Annotated in this window: 13 protein-coding genes; all 13 read left to right on the forward strand. The window is 44.0% G+C overall.

Annotated elements, in window-relative coordinates:
• Positions 1-21 precede the first annotated feature (21 nt).
• The 13 genes from QFZ78_RS35175 to QFZ78_RS35235 all read left to right on the forward strand — a co-directional run bounded on the left by QFZ78_RS35175 (position 22) and on the right by QFZ78_RS35235 (position 18,673).
• The gene (locus tag QFZ78_RS35175; protein ID WP_307556058.1) at positions 22-1,758 is read left to right on the forward strand and encodes a sensor histidine kinase; all 1,737 of its coding nucleotides are present in this window, start codon (positions 22-24) and stop codon (positions 1,756-1,758) included.
• Positions 1,751-2,875 carry a response regulator transcription factor gene (locus QFZ78_RS35180; RefSeq protein WP_307554303.1) on the forward strand — a complete coding sequence of 375 codons (1,125 nt, stop codon included), beginning with the start codon at positions 1,751-1,753 and terminating at the stop codon, positions 2,873-2,875. Before QFZ78_RS35175 ends, QFZ78_RS35180 begins: the two co-directional genes overlap by 8 nt.
• A 160-nt stretch (positions 2,876-3,035) precedes the next feature.
• A complete protein-coding gene (locus QFZ78_RS35185) occupies positions 3,036-4,742 on the forward strand; it encodes an extracellular solute-binding protein (protein WP_307554305.1) in 1,707 nt (568 codons plus the stop codon).
• 74 nt (positions 4,743-4,816) lie between these two features.
• Positions 4,817-5,707, forward strand: coding sequence for an ABC transporter permease (locus QFZ78_RS35190; protein ID WP_307554307.1), 891 nt, complete (start codon positions 4,817-4,819; stop codon positions 5,705-5,707).
• A 17-nt stretch (positions 5,708-5,724) separates the two neighbouring features.
• A complete protein-coding gene (locus QFZ78_RS35195; protein ID WP_307554309.1) occupies positions 5,725-6,609 on the forward strand; it encodes a carbohydrate ABC transporter permease in 885 nt (294 codons plus the stop codon).
• A gap of 428 nt (positions 6,610-7,037) precedes the next feature.
• Complete coding sequence (locus QFZ78_RS35200; RefSeq protein ID WP_307554311.1) at positions 7,038-7,595, forward strand: Hcp family type VI secretion system effector; 558 nt, start codon at positions 7,038-7,040, stop codon at positions 7,593-7,595.
• A 91-nt stretch (positions 7,596-7,686) separates the two neighbouring features.
• On the forward strand, positions 7,687-8,343 hold the full coding sequence (locus QFZ78_RS35205; protein ID WP_307554313.1) for a YheC/YheD family protein: 657 nt from the start codon (positions 7,687-7,689) through the stop codon (positions 8,341-8,343).
• Positions 8,344-8,526: 183 nt separating this feature from the next.
• Positions 8,527-11,691 (forward strand): alpha-mannosidase, encoded by a 3,165-nt coding sequence (locus QFZ78_RS35210; RefSeq protein WP_307554315.1) that lies wholly within the window; start codon positions 8,527-8,529, stop codon positions 11,689-11,691.
• A 193-nt stretch (positions 11,692-11,884) separates the two neighbouring features.
• Positions 11,885-12,778: a carbohydrate ABC transporter permease gene (locus QFZ78_RS35215; protein ID WP_307556060.1), complete on the forward strand. Its 894-nt coding sequence runs from the start codon at positions 11,885-11,887 to the stop codon at positions 12,776-12,778.
• A gap of 21 nt (positions 12,779-12,799) precedes the next feature.
• Positions 12,800-13,663, forward strand: coding sequence for a carbohydrate ABC transporter permease (locus QFZ78_RS35220; RefSeq protein WP_373460425.1), 864 nt, complete (start codon positions 12,800-12,802; stop codon positions 13,661-13,663).
• Between the two features lie 155 nt (positions 13,664-13,818).
• Positions 13,819-15,222, forward strand: coding sequence for an ABC transporter substrate-binding protein (locus tag QFZ78_RS35225; RefSeq protein ID WP_307554318.1), 1,404 nt, complete (start codon positions 13,819-13,821; stop codon positions 15,220-15,222).
• Positions 15,223-15,288: 66 nt separating this feature from the next.
• Positions 15,289-17,064, forward strand: a complete 1,776-nt coding sequence (locus tag QFZ78_RS35230) for a sensor histidine kinase (protein ID WP_307554320.1) — start codon at positions 15,289-15,291, stop codon at positions 17,062-17,064.
• Positions 17,048-18,673 (forward strand): response regulator, encoded by a 1,626-nt coding sequence (locus tag QFZ78_RS35235; RefSeq protein WP_307554321.1) that lies wholly within the window; start codon positions 17,048-17,050, stop codon positions 18,671-18,673. The genes QFZ78_RS35230 and QFZ78_RS35235 overlap by 17 nt, the downstream gene beginning before the upstream one ends.
• The last annotated feature ends 160 nt before the right edge of the window (positions 18,674-18,833 follow it).

An 18,833-nucleotide genomic window follows, 5' to 3' on the forward strand; every position in this document is an offset into this window, starting at 1 on the left:
TTTGTTAAGATGCAGGAAAATATGAAATCATTTCTGTATGATTACTTAACTTTGAAAAAGAGGATTTTTATTATTTTCTTATGCAGTACATTGATTCCATTTATTTGTATCGTTCTTATCTCGTATTACACGATTTATTCCATTCTTACAAATAAAATTCAAAGCGGTATTCAAAGTAACTTAAAACAAGTAGGCCTTTCCTTGGAGAGTACGATAAGCAATTTAAATCATGTCTCTCAGCAGCTAGCTTTTGCAGGAAGTGTAGGTAAGAAGTTGGATCAAATGTTATCGCTTCCCGCAAGTCAATCTTACGAACGCTCGCAAATGATAAGAGAATTAAAAGATGAATTAAGCTTAGTCACGTTTACCAACCCTAACATTGGCTTAACCTTATATTATTTTCAAAATGACCATACGTATGATCTCGAAAATTCGGGCGTAAAGGAGAATTTTTCCCCTGAAAAGCTGCCATTACTGGCTGCATACTCGGGAATTTCCTATTATGGTCCTCATCTAAGTAACAATCGTTTTGATAATAATTTTGTTTTATCTGCACTAAGGAAAGTGGATTTACCTCTTCGTGATGATGTCTATGTCTACATTGAAACGGGGTTTCATCTCACGCAGAATATTCTTAATAATGATCAATTTGGCGGTGGGAATTCTCACATTTTCCTAGACAATAATGGTCGAATCGCGTTTTCTGAGCTTCCCGATGCTTTTGCGAAAGATACGATTTTTCCTAATTTCTCCAAAGAAGAAGCATTTGGCACACATAATGAATTTTATTGGTTTAGGCAGGCAAGCAATCAAGGGTGGAGTATCGTGTCGGTCATTCCTAAAGCAGATTACAATAAAGAGATGAATCAATGGTTTGCTCAAATCTTACTGTTTTCGCTCGTTTTTCTAGGGCTGAGTGTATTCATGGCCTGGCTATTATGGAAAATGGTCTATCTCCCTTTGAATGGCTTTAATAGAGAAATCAAGCTGATGGCACAAAACCGAGTCCAGGCTGTTACGGTACGAACCAAAATTCCGGAGTTTGATTTTCTATTGCATCAATTTAGGCAAATGAGAGAACAGATTTGGAATTTGTTCGCCGAAGTCGAGCAAAAAGAGAAGCGAAGAGTGGATCTTGAGGTAGAGAAATTGCTCTATCAAATTAATCCTCATTTTTTAATGAATACATTGGATACGGTGCATTGGTTAGCCCTCATGAACGGACAGGATGAGATCGATCGTCTTGTATCCTCATTAAATAAGCTGCTGCATTATAATTTAGGCAAGCTGGGGCAGGCCTCAACCATTTATGAAGAAATAGAAGCCTTAAAGCAATATTTGATTTTACAGCAGATTCGCTATGATTTTAAATTTGATGTGCAGTTGAATGTCGATGAAGAGGTTTGGAAAATGCCGATTCCTCGCTTCATCCTCCAGCCGCTTGTAGAAAATTCGCTTTATCATGGGTTAAGTGATGACGGATATATCAAGGTAGATGTTAGTTTAACGAATGCCATTCATATCTCGATTCATGATAACGGTTCAGGAATGTCGGAAGAAACGATTCATAACCTATTGCATAATCCGGAAGTTGAAAATAAAAAAGTCGGTATGGGGATTGGCTTAAATTATGTTAAGCGAATGCTCGAATCCCAATATGGCGATCAGGCGGACCTGAGTATTAACAGTGTTATCGGAAAAGGGACAACCATACTTGTTTCCTTACCTATTATGGAGGTGAAACCCCGTCATGATTAAAGTGATGATTGTTGATGATGATAAATTGGTTCGCAAGGGTCTTATATCAGCCATGCCTTGGCATGATTTTGACATGGAAGTTGTCGGGGAAGCCAGTAATGGCGAGAAAGCCTTGGAATTTATTGCAGCGAACCCGATAGATTTATTGCTGACTGACTTAGCGATGCCTGTTATGTCGGGTATAGAATTATTGAAAATAGTGAGAAAGCAATATCCAAGCATTTATACCGTCGTGCTAACCTTCCATCAAGATTTTGAATATATCCAAGAGGCACTGAGACTTGGAGCTATTGATTATATTGCCAAGGTTCAGCTTGAAAAGGAGCGCTTTGAGGAAGTGTTGGAGCGAATCTACAAGCGGATTATGGAGGAGCAGAAGCATACCACCAATCCACATGATATCTTCTATGATAATGAGTCCTCTCATGGCCTAGGTTCTGCAGTTCTTGAAGAGGACAATCATCAACTGGAGGCAGCTCAAAAAGACTTAAACCTAGTGAAGGAGCAATGGTCGGGTCACGAATGGGTCTATCAAGATAACCTCTTTACAGCTCATATCCATGATTTGAAGCAGCTGCGTTTACCTCAAACGAAGCTGATTGGGTTGTTATATGCGTTAATCGACAAGTGGAATCTTTTATTTCATCCTGTTGATTTGGCGAAAATCCAATTGCCTGATTCATTTGAAAGCTGGCTTCAGGTTGAAGAATGGTTGATGGCTACTCGTGAAATGATTCGCAAGGCGATTGATAAACCTTCTTTTTCACAAGAGGTTGTAGACTGTGTGATGAAAGCTGTTTACATTGCAAATGAAGAGATGAAAGAGCAAATTACAGCCTCGAGTATTGCGAAGCGGGTTAATATGAGTAGAAGCTACTTCAGTCAGTGCTTTAAAGAAATTGTAGGCATTAATTTTAGTGAGCATTTACGTCACAAACGCATAGAGAAAGCAAAGGAGTATCTGCTTTATACGAACAAAACGATTCTCTGGATTGCAGAGAACGTTGGATATATGGATGAAAAGTATTTTAGCCGTACCTTTCGGGAGCAAACAGGCCAGTTGCCAAGCGAGTATCGGCTGAAGAGTGTAACGGGTAGAGAAATGTCCGAAAACTAGAGGGTCAAATGCCGCAAATTCATAAGAAAAAGGGGATGATCTGCGAATTCTCGGTCATTTACCCCTCTATATGTGTAACCGTTTTCCATCCTTGTAGCGAGATGTTTCGTGATACTTTTAGGATGTAGATAAATTCTAAAAGCGAAAGAAGGGGCTTTATATGAGAAGATCTAAAAAAAGCATGCTGCTGTTACTTGCTGGGATGCTAGTCGTATTGTCCGCATGCTCAGAGACGGCAAAGCAATCACCTACAGCTTCCACGGAACCTGCGAAGACGGGAGCAACTCAAACAGCAGCTGAGGCGGGTCCATTCACCAAATCGGCCAAACCGATTACGATTAAAATTGGTAAAGATGTAGACGCATCCGATAAGAGCTTACCAGCAGGAGACTCTCCGGAAAGCAACCAATATACCCGTTATATCAAAGAAAACTTGAATATCGATACCAAAATTGTTTGGCAAGCTGCCAGCGGTAAGGATTACGACCAAAAAGTAAATTTATCTATAGCCAGTAACGATTTGCCGGATGCGTTAGTTGTGAAGGATACGCAGTTCAGACAAATGGTTAAAAGCGGTCAACTCGCTGATTTGACTGAAGTTTATAATAAATATGCCTCACCTGCGATCAAACATATCATTGAAACAACGCAAGGGCTTGCGCTTAAGTCGGTTACCGTCGATGGGAAGATGTATGCCCTTCCTAACGTCACGACAGAATCAGATATGGTTCACATGATGTGGATTCGCAAGGATTGGTTGGATAAATTAGGCCTTCAACCACCTAAAACGATCGACGATCTGGAGAAAGTGGCAAAAGCTTTTGTCGAACAAGACCCTGACGGGAATGGAAAAGCCGATACCATTGGGATATCAGGACCGCAATTAGGCGGTTTACTCAATGCAGATTTTATTAATCCCAATAATAATAACTATGGTTTCGACCCTGTCTTTTCTTCTTATCATTCCTACCCAGGATTTTGGTTAAAAGGTGCTGATGGTAAAACAACCTATGGCTCCCTTCAGCCAGAGACGAAGCAAGCTCTTTCGAAGCTGCGTGATCTCTATGCCAAAGGCTTGATTGATAAGGAAATGACCATTCGGAAGGATGCGCAGGAGCTGATCAAGAATGGAACTTCAGGCATTTATTTTGGTCTATGGTGGGCTGGCGGTTATGGTCCATTAGCGGATGCGATCAAGAATAATCCGAAGGCAAACTGGCAAGCTTATACGGCACCTCTGGATGTGAATGGTGAATTTACACCGCATATGGGGAATCCGTCCAATCAATATCTGGTTGTTCGGAAAGGTTACGAACATCCAGAAGCCGCCATTCAAATGGAAAATCTTTTGCTGCGTGATGAATCCAAATTCGATGTCAAAGTGGCAATTGGAAACTATCCGCTACGTGTTGTATTTGCCCCAATGGATGAGATGGATGTCACGTATAAGATGATGAAAGAGGTTCTTGCAGGCACCAAAAAGCCGGAAGATCTAGATATGCCAGGATATAAATTACTAAAAGCCGATGCTGAAAAAGTAAAAAAAGTGAAACTCGAGCCTTATGATAAGTATGATATTCAATACTGGGATCCTAACGCGGATTTAGGGGCATGGAAACGTATGTATTCCACACTTGTAGGGATATCACCGCTGCAGAAGCCGTTTAAGAAAACGTATAGTGTTACCTACTCACAGACTAAAACCATGGAAAGCAGATGGGCTTCACTCGATAAATTAGAAAAGGAAACATTCCTCAAAATTATCATGGGAGCTGCGCCGCTGGATACCTTTGATAAGTTCGTAACAGACTGGAAAAAGCAAGGCGGAGATCAAATTCTGGCTGAAATCGATGAGAGTATCAAATAGTAAGAAAGCATGGAGGCGTCAGAGAACTCTGGCGCCTTTCCCTTACAATAGAGAGAATGGAAGTGATCGGTAGGATGGTTACGAAGGGGTTTGCCAAACATTACTATCTCATGCTTCTTCCAGGATTTATATGGTTGACGCTGTTTAGTATCGTTCCTATGTTCGGGATAGTCATTGCTTTTCAAGATTTCAATCCAGGTCTAGGCATGTTCCGTTCCGAATGGATCGGCTTGGAAAATTTCAAATATATGTTCACGCTTAACGATAGTAAAACGGTATTTTTCAATACGTTATTTATTGCCGTCATGAAGATTATCGCGAATATGATTGTACCTCTTATCTTCGCATTATTGCTGAATGAATTACGCATTGCGTTTTTGAAAAGATGGGTACAGACGATTGTTTATTTACCGCATTTTTTATCATGGGTCATTCTTTCGGGTATCTTGTTGGATGTGTTGTCCTATAAAGGACCTGTTAACGGGATCTTGGGTATATTCGGTATAAGTCCTACTTTGTTCTTTGCCAGGGCGGATTTGTTTCCTTTTATCATTGTAGGTAGTGACGTCTGGAAGGAATTTGGATTTAACACGATTATTTTTTTGGCGGCTTTAACGGGAATCAATCCTGCTTTATACGAAGCGGCTGCGATTGACGGCGCCACTCGCTGGCAGCGATTAATTCATGTCACACTTCCTGGAATTATGACAACGGTTATTTTGCTTTCAGTGCTCAGCCTAGGCAATGTCTTAAATGCTGGATTTGACCAAATTTTCAACCTCTATAATCCACTTGTCTATTCAAGCGGAGATATTATTGACACATGGGTCTATCGGACAGGTTTATTGAATCTCCAGTATGGATTGGCGACGGCAATGGGACTTTTAAAATCGGTCATCAGTTTTCTTCTCATTACAACTTCCTATTTCCTAGCTGCTAAGTTTGCAAATTATCGTATTTTTTAATATAAAGGAGCATGAAAATGGTCAAAGAAACAACAATCGGCTCCAGAGCATTTGATCTTTTCCTAATCGTGCTGCTGGTTGGCATAGCGCTATTATGTGTTCTTCCTTTATGGTATACCCTTGCTGTCTCATTAAGTGATAATGCAGCAGCATCCTCGGGGCAAGTTGGCTTATGGCCGGTGGGGTTTAATTTGAACTCTTATCATGAAATTATGGGTGACAGTAAGTTTTTCAATTCGTTTTGGATTTCGATACAGCGAGTCGTGTTGGGATCGAGTCTTAACTTCGTGATTATTATTCTGATGGGTTACCCCTTATCCAAAAATGCGAAGGACTTACCGTTTAGAAATGTACTGATGTGGATTTTGGTGTTTACGATGTTATTCAACGGAGGATTAATCCCTTGGTATCAAACGGTTAAATCTTTAGGCTTGATCAATAATATTTGGGCGCTTGTCCTAGGGAACAGTGTGCCGATTTTCAGTGTGATTCTGGTCATTAACTATTTCCGTAATTTGCCTAAGGAATTGGAGGAGGCTGCTCTTGTAGATGGGGCGGGGCCTTGGTATATGCTTGTGAAAATTTTCATTCCACTGGCAGTTCCCGTGTTGGCAACCGTAACCTTGTTCAGCATCGTCTATCACTGGAATGAGTTCTTTAACGGTCTCGTGTTGATGTCGAATGCGGATCATTACCCGCTGCAAACCTACATTCAGCAACTGGTCGTTATTGTGGATGCTAATACCATGACCGCGGAACAAATACAGAAGATGAGTGAACTTTCTAATCAAACCTTGAACGCGGCTAAAATCTTTATTGCTATGATTCCTGTTCTCATTATTTATCCGTTTCTGCAGAGATTTTTTATCCATGGGATTACGTTAGGGTCTGTTAAAGAATAAGGGAACGAAACATAGTCCATAAGAATGCACCCGTATACAAAACAACGAGGACAGTTGGGCAGGTATAATCTTGCAGCCCAGCTGTCTTTTAATTTTAGGTGAAAGAAGGCTGTCCTCAAGTAGAATTATCTACACTTGGGACAGCCTTCTTGTTTTCTACCCTCACCGATCAGGATCTGCCTTGGACTGCTTTTGTTTTGGATGGAATTACTTGGCATTAATATCGATAATGTGAGTGTTGCCAAGCTGATTACTGCGCATACGATGGCCATACCGTGCAGCCGATGTGTGGTGATTTCATGGCTAAAGATGGCTCCAAGTAAACTGGAGGAAAGGCTGACTAAAGCCTCATTTACAAAAGGAAAATTATCGGATATATTTAGGTGAATTGATACATATTGTATCGGACGAGATGAGGAGTGATATGCTTGAGAAGGTTAAGAAATTCAATAGTCTTCTTCACCATGTGCTTGTTTGTTCTTGCTTTCGGTGTTGTCCCCGCGGCTGCGGAAAGTAGTGATTTCGATGTTTATCTGAAATTAGACGGAATTTCGGGTGAATCTGTTACGAAAGGATATGAAAAGTGGATCCAGCTTCAATATGTTTCATTGGAATTCGAAAATAGTTCTACATTAAACAGCAGTTCAACTACCGGATCTGGTGCAGGAAAAGCGGTTCGGGAAGCGATTGCTATTAATAAAACTTTTGACCTTTCATCTATTCCGATGTTTATGGATATGGTCATGGGAAAAACCATTGAGAAAGGCCAAATTGTATTCGTTAAGACGGGCGAACAAAGGTTACCGATCGTAACCATCGATTTAGAAAAGATTAGCGTTAGTACATATAACTTAAATCATTTAGATGAATACATTGAGTTGAATTATGGAGCGATTAACTTTAAATACACAGCCGTAGGACCAGATGGGAAGACTACGAATACCAATACGGGCGGCTGGGATTTTATGAAAAATGTGAAAAAATAAGTTGTTCACTTAATTGATTGTCCCTATCCCTTCTGACGGAAGAGGAATACTCTAGCATAGAGGAAGCCTTGTACGGAAGGAGGAATCTCTGATGCGTTTGGTTGCTAATAAATGGTCGAAGTTCTCCGTTTTGTTGGGGCATGCCGGCGTTGCCAAGCATATTCCGAACATGCGCCGCTTCAGCGCTTTGAACCTGCAGGCCATGCTGAGACAATATGTTTTTGTTGTGGCAAAGCCGATCATTGGAACCGGGGGAAGCAGTGTAGTCAAAATAACAAAAACGGGTAAAGGGTATTTGCTGCACCACTGCGGGACGAAAAGAACATTTCGCACTTGGACTGAGTTATTTTCAGCGTTAAACCAAATTCGTAATAACCGCCCGTTCATGCTGCAGCAGGGCATTGACTTAGCTACAATTGATGGAAGGCCTCTAGATTATCGCGTCAAACTGAAAAAAGCAGGTCGGTCTTGGGTCATCCGAGCTGTTGTCGGCCGATTGGCTCGCCCAGGGCTGTTCGTCACAAACATCTGCCGTGGCGGCACTTTACTTAAAGGTGCTCATGCGCTGCGGCGGACTTTCCCTGCTTCGCTAGTCAAATCCAAAATTGACACGATGTGCGGAGTGGCCCGAACATGCACGATGCTGCTTGAATCCCGCTATCCAGGCATTGGTATGCTCGGTTACGATTTTGGCATCGACAAGCATGGAAACGTATGGATTTTAGAAGTGAATACAAAACCTCATTAGAGCTTAAAAACAAAAGGGCTGCCTGATGGCAGTCTTTTGTTTTTCCCTATTTCGTCTATCGTGGGTCCAATAAGAATATATGTAATGATTTTACCCCCTCAGTATCATCAGATTACCTATCACATAAGGAGTTTTGCATCCATTACAATAGACATACTAGTAAGAATAAGGAGGAGAAATTCGATGTTTTGGACCGTGGAGAAATTACAAGCACGTTTAAATGAGTTGGAGTCGTACCGCTATCGTGATGAACGGCGCATAGATAAGTTTCGAATCAAACGGGATGAGGATGGCGCAATTGGAGCGTATCCGTCGGAAGAAGGCGAGTGGACGGATATACGTATAGGTGACCGATGGAATGGCCGCGATGTATACTACTGGCTGGCTGCAGATGTGATGATTCCCGCTGAGTGGGAAGGAAGAAAAGTACTTGGCCGGTTCTGCCTCGGACAAACTGGAGGTGGAACGAACAGCGGATTCGAATCGCTGCTATTTCTGAACGGAGAGCCGTATCAAGGAGTAGACTCGAATCATGAGGAAGTTTTTATGCCTGAAGCTGTGATCGGTCAAACCGCTCAGCTACGCTTCCGCTTGTGGTCAGGGCTAGGGGGATATGAGAGCCACCGCGTGATGGAAAGCAGAATGGAGTTAGCTTCTGTGTGCTGGCTGGATGAAGCATGCGACGATATGTATTATACAGCCAAAGCACTGCTGGAAACGGTCCGTATACTAGACGAAAATCGTCCGGAGCGGCATCAACTGCTTTCTATGCTGGATCAGGCTTTCTTAATACTCGACTGGTCGAGGCCTGGGAGTGAAGGCTTTTACAACTCCGTTGAAAAGGCACGTGAACAACTCCGGCAGACATTGTCGTCGATGTCCAAGCTTCACTCGGTTGTGGTACAGTGTATCGGACATACGCATATAGATGTGGCTTGGTTGTGGCAGCTGAAGCATACGAGGGAAAAGGCAGCGAGATCGTTTTCAACCGTACTGCGTTTGATGGAGCAGTATCCGGAGTATATCTTTTTGCAAACGCAGCCGCAGCTTTATGAATATATCAAGTCTGATTATCCGCAAATTTACGAGCGTATCAAGGAACGCATCAAGGAAGGTCGCTGGGAAGCCGGTGGAGCGATGTGGCTGGAGGCGGATTGCAATTTGGCCTCTGGGGAATCTCTGGTGCGGCAGCTGTTGTATGGAACCCGATTTTTTCGTGAGGAATTCGGTGTGGAATGCAAGTATTTATGGCTGCCTGATGTGTTTGGCTACAGCTGGGCGCTGCCGCAAATTTTACGCAAATCTGGCATCGAATCGTTTATGACAACCAAAATCAGCTGGAACCAATATAACCGGATGCCTCATGACACTTTTAAATGGCGGGGCATTGACGGGACGGAAGTACTGACCCATTTTATTACGACGCCGGATCCCGGATCGAGCGAAGGGGCCTTTTATTATACGTACAACGGGAAAGTGACGCCCTCATCGGTACAGGGGATTTGGGAAAGCTACCGCGATAAGACACTCAATACGAATTTGCTGCTTGCATATGGGTTCGGCGACGGCGGCGGAGGTGTCAATCGTGAAATGCTAGAGATGCGACGCAGGCTGGATGATATTCCAGGCATTCCTCATGTGAAGACGGGGCGTGCTGACGAGTATTTTAACGAATTGCAGATGAGCGTCAGCAACACCAATTCATATGTGCACACGTGGGACGGTGAATTGTATTTGGAGCTTCACCGCGGTACTTATACGAGTCAGGCTTACAACAAGCGGATGAATCGCAAGCTGGAGCTGCTGTATCGAGAAACCGAATGGGTGCAGGCCATGAGTTGTATATTGAATGCTACTGGTCATGCGGCGGTGGCCGAAACTTCCCTAGCCCTGCACGAAGGCTGGAAAATTATTTTGCGCAACCAATTCCACGACATTATCCCTGGATCGTCGATTCGCGAGGTGTATGAGGACAGCAAAGCCGAATACGAAGAGGCGTTAACTATAGGTCAAAAGGTGTGGGATCAGTCAGCTTTGCTTTTGACAGCGGGTAGGGAAAAGGGAAGCGAAGTGATGGTGTTTAACGGTTCTCCGTGGGAGAGAACAGATCTTGTTTGCATGGCCGAAGAACAAACGGAGGAAGCCGGAGTAGGGTGGTTTGATGCTTCGGATCGGCCACTGGAGGCTCAGCTTGTAGGTGGAAACTGGTGGGTAAACGTAGAGAAAATCTCTCCGATGGGATTCGCTGTCATCCATCGTAAGGAGCGGGTCGATCAGCATGTACAGGCTATAGCAGAGAATAAATTCATAAAGTTGGATCATGGATTTATAACGCCTTTTTATGAAATAGAATGGAATGACTTGGGTCAGATTGTCCGTCTTTACGATCGAATTGAGCGCCGGGAAATACTCGCCGCAGGCGAAACAGGGAATCGTTTCGAAGTGTTCGAAGATAAGCCGAAAGGCCGGCACGAAGCGTGGGACATTGACATCTTTTACACGGAGAAAAAGCAGGAAGTTGATATTCTGACCCGGGTCGAAGTGACGGACAGTGGTCCTTTGGCTGTGGTAGTCCGTTTCGAGTGGTCCTATATGGATTCAACCGTGGTGCAGGATATGGTGCTCTATGCGTACAGTCGCAGAATCGATTTCCAGACCCACGTTAATTGGAATGAACAGCGCAAACTGCTGAAAGTAGCCTTTCCGCTGCGAATCCGGGCAACGGAGGCGACTTACGATATTCAATTTGGTAACGTGAAGCGTCCGACCCATTGGAATACAAGCTGGGACTATGCCAGGTTTGAGACGGTTGGCCATCAGTGGGCTGATTTGTCCGAACGCGGATATGGCGTCAGTCTCTTGAACGATTGTAAATACGGTTATGATGTAAAAGACCATGTGATGCGTCTTACCCTGATCAAGTCCGCTATGGTTCCAGACCCGACGGCCGATCAAGGAGAGCATGAATTTACGTATTCGCTCTTCCCGCATGCTAGCGACTGGTATGACGGAGGAACGGTGCAGTCCGCTTGGTCGCTGAACAATCCACTATCATTTGTGCCCGGCAAGCCTGCCGAAGACTCATTCAGCTTGTTCCGTCTATCCAGCAAGCATGTTATGATTGATGCGGTAAAAAAAGCGGAGGATCATGACACGATTATTTTACGCATTCACGAGTTTGCCGGCATTAGCGGCCAAACGCAAATTTCGAGTGATGCGCGGGTCAAGTCCTGGCAGGAATGCGACCTGCTCGAAAGGCCTCTTGGTGATAGGCAGTACGAATCGTTGATTGATGTTCAGCTGAATCCATACGAAATCAGAACGTTTATCATTCAGCTGTTGAAATAGTTTGATATTCTTGGAAACAAGCCGCAGAGATAGCTTTGCGGCTTGTTCCCGTTTGCAGGAGATCATGGATACCCATATTGCATGATTTAAAAACAGTTGATTTGTCCTATGGATACAGTTGAATTGCCGCTCTCGTACCTTAACGAGGTTGTACTATGCTTGGAGTACAATAACCTAAAGGAGCAGATGTATGATGCGAAAAAGGCTTTCTCTTTTCAATTCCTATGTATTCATTTTTCCTAGTCTATTTTTGACTTTGGCGCTAGGGATCTATCCGATTGTATGGGCGCTTCGCTATATGTTTTATGATTATCAGGGGTTCGGCCAAAAAAAATTTATTGGACTCGATAATTTTTCGAGATTACTGCGCGATCAGGAATTTTGGCACTCTGTGTATAACACGTTCATTTATGCGAGCGGAAAAATTATCATTGTCCTGCCGATTTCACTTTTACTTGCCGTCATTTTAAATCGGGGGCTGAAAGGCAAAGTGTTTCTGCGTGCTATCTATTTTATGCCGACCATTATTAGTACATCGGTAATGTCGATCGTGTTTTTCACCATTTTTAATTCGTATAATGGATTGCTCAATCAATTTTTGATCAAGTACGGGGTGATCTCCAAAGCGGTTGATTGGCTGGGACCGAATTACGCTATGCTGACGGTGATTATTACGGCTATCTGGGGTGCGATCGGCAACTATATGCTGCTTTTTATCGCTGGGCTGCAAGGTATTCCCGATGATCTGTATGAGAGCGCATCGATCGATGGAGCGAATGCGGCGCAAAAATTTTGGAGCATTACGATTCCAATGCTGGGTCCTGTTCTGCAAATGATCGTCATGTTGGCCATTATCACTGCGCTGAAAGGTTATGAAAGCATTATGGTCCTGACCGAGGGTGGACCGTTCGGCAAAACAGATGTCATGTACCTTTACGTGTATAAATTGTTTTTCCCGGTATCCGCTTCTACTGCGACTGTCCAACAAATCGGCTACGGCAGCGCAGCGGGGTTTGTAACGGCTTTGATTGTCGGGCTGATTACGATTGTTTATTTCTATATGTCCAAACGGCTTAATCGGGATTAATAAAGGGGGACTGACTACATGATGCATACAAGTACGAAATCAGGCGTTATCCGAAGCGGACATTTCACCGGAAAAACCTTGAAATGGATATTTTTGCTGGCCATAGCCTTCTTTACGCTATTTCCAATCGTTATGGCGATTTTGGGTTCATTTAAAACGAATGCAGAGTTGACAACGGGAGCAACCTTGTTGCCCTCTGTCTGGAAGTTCTCCAATTATGCAACGGCTTGGAAGCAGGCGAATTTTGCCCGGTTTACGTGGAACAGTCTCTTTATCAGCACAATTGTGACGATCGGTACGCTGCTCATCGCCTCTATGTCCGCTTATGCTGTCGATCGGACGAGATTTCCTGGCAAACGATTGTACGTAATCCTGCAAGCCAGTACGATGTTCATTTCTATTGGTGCAGTAGTATTGAGGCCGCAGTTCGATCTCATGGTCAAACTTGGCCTGAATAAATCGCTCTGGGGTGTCATCATCATCTTGATTAGCGCGCATGCCACGGTTTACTTTATGCTGATCGGCTTTTTTAAGGCGATTCCCAAAGATCTGGACGAGGCCGCATACATCGATGGATGCAATTTCTATACGGTTTACTGGCGAATTATTCTTCCGCTGCTGAGTCCCGCTCTTGGTGTTACTGCCTTGTTCACGTTCCGTGGCGCTTGGAACGAATACATCTTGCCCTTGGTGTTCACTATGACGAATCCGAAACTGCAAACGCTGACGGTGGGTCTGGCCAATTTACGTTACGGGATCGGCGCAGCTGCGGAGTCGCACCTTATGATGGCGGGTGCGTGTCTTTCCTTCCTACCGATCCTTGTTGTGTACGTTTTGGCGAATAAGTCATTCATACAGGTGACGGCAGGAAGTGTAAAAGGATAACGGGAAAAAGCGGAAACCAGGAAAGTGTTTTTTTCCCCCATCAAAAGTTGATTTGTCCTTCACGGTTCCAAGTGTTGAGGAATTATGATGAAAGCAGTTACATTTTTGTTATAAAGCAAGTCTTAAGGTAAACTAAATTAGGAGGGTTTTACTACATGAAGAAAAAAATGGTGCTAAGCACACTGATTGGCGTTACGATGGTCGCTTCACTTGCGGCTTGCGGTGGACAAACGGATCAGCCGAAGAGTACAGCTACGGCTACTTCCACTTCCGCTGCAACAGGAGGAGCGAAGACGAAGCTGTCTTACTGGACTGTTGACCGTCATGATGCCGATTACATGAAAGATGTAATCAAAAAATTTAACGAAACGAATAAGGATAACATTGAAGTAGAAATGACGGTACTTGCCGATAATTATAATCAGTCGGTCGATATCGCCTTTGCGAGCAACCAAGCGCCCGATATCTTACGGACAAACGATTTTCTTGGCTTTGTGAAGAAAGGTTATTTGCAACCGATTAACGACATGATGACCGACGAGATGAAGAAGCGGTATGATAAATTGCTAGTGGAAGAACTGAATACGGTGGATGGTAACATTTATTCGCTGCCGCATACAGGGCAATATTGGAGATTGATTTATAACGTCGATCTCTTCCAAAAAGCCGGAATCAAAGAACCTCCAAAAACGGTAAAAGAATTAGTAGAGGATGCCAAGAAAATTACAGAAGCCGGCAAAGATATCGGAGCATTTGGCTTCGCTGAAAACTTTAAAAATCCCGGCTCCGCCTTTGGCAGGATTGCCAATCCGATCGGATCGCTCAGTGGAACTTCCGTGGTGGATGGCTACAATTATAAAACAGGCCAGTTCGATTTCTCGGTGTATAAGCCTATCACCGAGGCGCTTCGCCAGATGAAGCAGGACGGCAGCATGCTGCCGGGCGTTGAATCTCTTGACATCGATCCACTGCGTGCGCAGTTCGCCGCTGGGAAAATCGGCATGTATTTTAACCACTCCGGCGAGCCGGGTGTGTACCAAAATCAATTCCCGACTAAGGTTAACTGGAGCGCGGCATTGCCCCCTACCATTGATGGCAGTCAACAGGGAACTGTATCCGTCATTGCCGGCAACTACATTGGCATCAGCAAAAACACGAAAAATAAAGATAAAGCTTGGAAGTTCTTGGAGTATATCTATAATCTGAATTTCCAGAAGGAATACCATGAGAAAGGGTTTGGAATCTCGATTGTGCCAGATGTTAACGCCGCCGCGAAAAAACCATCCATTCCGGGGATCGAAGGCTTCTTGCCAAGCAAATTCGACGCGCTGTACGCTCCAACTCCTGTTTCCGTAACGGAGGCAAAGGTGGAAGGAAATAAGTTGGGTAACGCTGTCCTCAAATATATGATGGAAGGCGGAGATGTAGACAAAATGCTGAATGACTTGACAGCACGCTACAACTCGGGCCTGGAGAAAGCAAGAGCTGCTGGCGATACGAAGACGAAAGCGAATCCGAACTTCGATCCAAATAAACTGCAAGGCAGTCTTGCAAAGTAAGTTCAAATACGGAAGGCGCGCAGCCAAAGCAGCGCGTCTCTTCTCTTTAGAAAGGGTGGGGGCAGCTTGAAAAAATGGTATTACCGGCTTTCGCTCCGCCGCCGGTTGTGGATTTCGTTTCTGATTCTGACTGTTTTATCCATAGCGCTAACGGGTATGATGTCCTATTGGATTGCCTTTCGATCGACGGAGCAGGAGGCGTTTATTTCCAGTCAGAATACGCTGAACAAATCCGCGCGCGTGCTGGATGAAAAGCTTCGGCACATCATTGTGACAACCTCAACCATGATGCTCAGTGATTCGTTCAAGTTGGCTATGGATGACGTGTACTCGAATCGTTCGGGATCCTATTATACAAGGCTGTCTTCCATGCAAACGCCTCTTGGGCAAATGAAACTGATCGAGCCTTCTATCCAATCCGTCTTGATCTATACACCTGTAGGTGAACTGTATGCTACAACCGATCTTCGTAATAGCCAGACACGATTCAAGGAGACGATTTTTTCGCGATATCTGGATAGCCCCGAGCGTGTTATATGGGTGGAAGATCACGTGGATCAGCTTTTTTCAGGAAATCAGAGAGTCATTTCCTTGATTATGAAGCCGATCACAGAAGTTAATGTGCAAGATGTTTATGTTGTAGTCAATGTTAAGGAAGATGCGATTCACAAAGTCGTCACCGACGACTTATTCGATCGTGCCGATAACTATTTTCTTATATCGAGGAGCGGTGAAGCCGTGCTGCCGCTTAGTATCCAGACATCTTCATTTCAAAGAGACCCAGCTTTCATGAAGCTGCTGCAGGGACAAGACCGAGGATTTTTTAAATACAACATGGGGGGGGACCCTTATTTAGTTAATTATTCAAGGCTAACCATGGTGGACAATTGGACGATGGTCAGCACTCAGACACAGTCGGATTTGCTTCGTCAGGTGAACCGCATCAAAACGACCACATTATGGATCATGTTGTGCTGCGTTATATTGGCGTTCGTCTTGTCCAATGTCATTTCGAGCTTATTACTGAAGCCTTTGCACAAACTGCAGGGGCTGATGAAGAGGGTTGAGCAAAATAACCTTGATGTACGGTTTACCAGCAAATACGAGGATGAGGTTACACAGGTCGGATTAAAGTTTAACCGTATGCTGGAAGAAATCTCTTCGCTCATTGAGGACGTCAAGGAAGCAGAGTATGAGAAACGTAAAATGGAGGTCAAAGCGCTGCAGGCGCAGATCGATCCGCATTTTTTGTATAACACATTAAATACGATCATATGGAAGTCGGAAGCGTCTCAAAACCAAGATGTCACGGAGATGATCACCTCGCTGTCGCTACTGTTCCAGCTAGGTCTTAACGGTGGAAACGAGATGACGACACTGGCCAAGGAAATTGATCATGTTAGGCAGTATTTAAATCTTCAGCAAAAATGCTATGAAGGTCTGTTTGATTACACGATTGAGCTTGAGGATGATTCGCTGCTGGAGAAACCGATATTGAAAATTATCTTGCAGCCCTTGGTGGAAAACTCCATTCTGCACGGCTTTCAAGAAATGGAGGGAATGGGAATAATCCGAATTTCCATTACATGTCTGAACGATAGTCTGCGGTTACGTGTTGAGGATAATGGTGCTGGCATGGACGTTCAAACCGTCAAGGCTGACATGCGGATTGAACAATCCTTCAAAAAAAGCTATGCCCTCCGTAACGTTTATGGACGATTGCGGCTGCATTACGGTAATGAAGCGGATATCGACTTGAACAGCGAACCGAATATATCTACCTCGGTCACACTAACAATACCACTAGCAGGTGAGGGATATAACGATGACGACAGAACTTAGGATGTGCGTAATTGATGATATCAAGACCGTTGTGCAAGGGATCTCGAACCAAATAAATTGGGAGACTCATGGCATTCGCATTGTAGGAACAGCTAGCAACGGTGAGAAAGGGATTGAACTCATCCGCGAAACGGAGCCCCACATCGTACTGACCGATATTCGGATGCCGAAAATAAACGGTTTGGAGATGACCAAGCAGGTATTGGAAATGTTTCCACGTACGAAAATTGTTTTTTTAAGCGGCTATACCGAATTTGAGTATGCGCAGCAGGCTGTTCAGCTTGGTGCATTCGATTATATTGTCAAACCGTATACGCCGCAAAAAATTATAGAAGTAGTCTTAAAAGCAAAAAAGTCGATTGAAGAGGAAATGGGGGAAACGCAGCGCTATCATGAGATGGAAAGAAAGCTGCGGGAAAGCTTGCCGTATTTAAGGCAGGAATATTTTCAACTACTGCTGCAATTCCGAACGACCCCCGAACAAGCGGCCAGACGGTGGGATTTCTTGAACATCGGATTGGAACGGGAGCGCTTTGTTGTAATGCTTACGGAAATCGATCAATTCGCTGAACAAACCGCGACTCTGCCTGTGCAAGAGGTAGAGCTGATACGGTTTACCGTGCAAAACATTTTGGAAGAAAGTTTAAGGCGATTCACCAAAGGATTTGTGTTCCGTGACAACACGAATCGGTTTGTAATCATATTCAATCCGCCGGATACCCTTAGCGTGGAAGCCATTTCGGAGCAGTGCCGTGAAAATGTTGAAAAGTATTCCAGATATACCATATCCCTAGGTCTTGGGGAAGAAGTAAAGGCGATACATCAAATTTCGTACTCTTACTCGCAGGCGCTTGCTGCCCTTTCTTATAGTTTTTATACGGGCGGCAACACGGTGTACAGTTATCGAAATGTGAGTCCGGTCCACCAGACAGCACCGCGCTACTCTCCAGAAAAAGAAAAAGAACTTTTTTATTGCCTGCGGTCTGGAAACTTGCATAAAGCAAATGCCATTGTGGATGAGCTATTCGAGGAAACAATTACTGTATCCGTGCCTCCAGCTCCCGAGGCGGTTAAGGGGTTCTGTGATGAGCTGGCTTTTCTGATCAATCGAGTTTTCTCGGAGAAACTGACTCTTGAAGAAATGAAACAGATCGAACGTCATTTTTTGTACATCAAAAATCTTTCATCCTATAAGTTGAAGGAGCTCCAAGGAAACATCAAGGAACTGTGCAGGTTGGGTTGTGAGTTGATTCAGAAACGTCATGTGGAAGATACGAACCAGGTCGTGGAACAAGTTATTGAGCACATTCGTCAAAATGTAGCCTCTAATATGACGGTTAATGATTATGCCAAGCTGGTTTATTTGAGCGGCAGTTATTTTGCCAATTTGTTCAAGAAGGTAACGGGTATGACCGTTGTACAGTTTGTGACAACAGAGCGGATGGAGCAGGCCAAGATTATGCTGGTTGAAGGAAAACAAGTTCAAGAAATCGCCCAAGCACTCGGATACGAAGACAGGCCGCATTTCAGTGAACTGTTTAAAAAACATACAGGCATGACACCATCTGAATTCAAACAGCTGTACAGCGCTAAAGGAGCGGGATCATAACGATCTGTGAGAATTAGATATGGGAGAATAATTTTAGTGTATGGACAAAAATGAATAACATACGTAGCGGGAGATTCTAAGGCACCTGGGTATATTCACTCGTAAACCTAATTAGTTCAGCAGCGGCTGAAATGATTAGGTTTGTTTGCGTTTAAGAAGC

It is taken from the genome of Paenibacillus sp. V4I5 (assembly GCF_030817255.1).
Lineage (GTDB): Bacteria > Bacillota > Bacilli > Paenibacillales > NBRC-103111 > Paenibacillus_E.

Coding starts and splice junctions, on each gene's coding strand:
- QFZ78_RS35225 (WP_307554318.1), top strand. CDS start 13,819: ATGAAGAAAAAAATGGTGCTAAGCACACTGATTGGCGTTACGATGGTC.
- QFZ78_RS35190 (WP_307554307.1), top strand. CDS start 4,817: ATGGTTACGAAGGGGTTTGCCAAACATTACTATCTCATGCTTCTTCCA.
- QFZ78_RS35195 (WP_307554309.1), top strand. CDS start 5,725: ATGGTCAAAGAAACAACAATCGGCTCCAGAGCATTTGATCTTTTCCTA.
- QFZ78_RS35215 (WP_307556060.1), top strand. CDS start 11,885: ATGCGAAAAAGGCTTTCTCTTTTCAATTCCTATGTATTCATTTTTCCT.
- QFZ78_RS35210 (WP_307554315.1), top strand. CDS start 8,527: ATGTTTTGGACCGTGGAGAAATTACAAGCACGTTTAAATGAGTTGGAG.
- QFZ78_RS35180 (WP_307554303.1), top strand. CDS start 1,751: ATGATTAAAGTGATGATTGTTGATGATGATAAATTGGTTCGCAAGGGT.
- QFZ78_RS35205 (WP_307554313.1), top strand. CDS start 7,687: ATGCGTTTGGTTGCTAATAAATGGTCGAAGTTCTCCGTTTTGTTGGGG.
- QFZ78_RS35175 (WP_307556058.1), top strand. CDS start 22: ATGAAATCATTTCTGTATGATTACTTAACTTTGAAAAAGAGGATTTTT.
- QFZ78_RS35235 (WP_307554321.1), top strand. CDS start 17,048: ATGACGACAGAACTTAGGATGTGCGTAATTGATGATATCAAGACCGTT.
- QFZ78_RS35185 (WP_307554305.1), top strand. CDS start 3,036: ATGAGAAGATCTAAAAAAAGCATGCTGCTGTTACTTGCTGGGATGCTA.
- QFZ78_RS35220 (WP_373460425.1), top strand. CDS start 12,800: ATGCATACAAGTACGAAATCAGGCGTTATCCGAAGCGGACATTTCACC.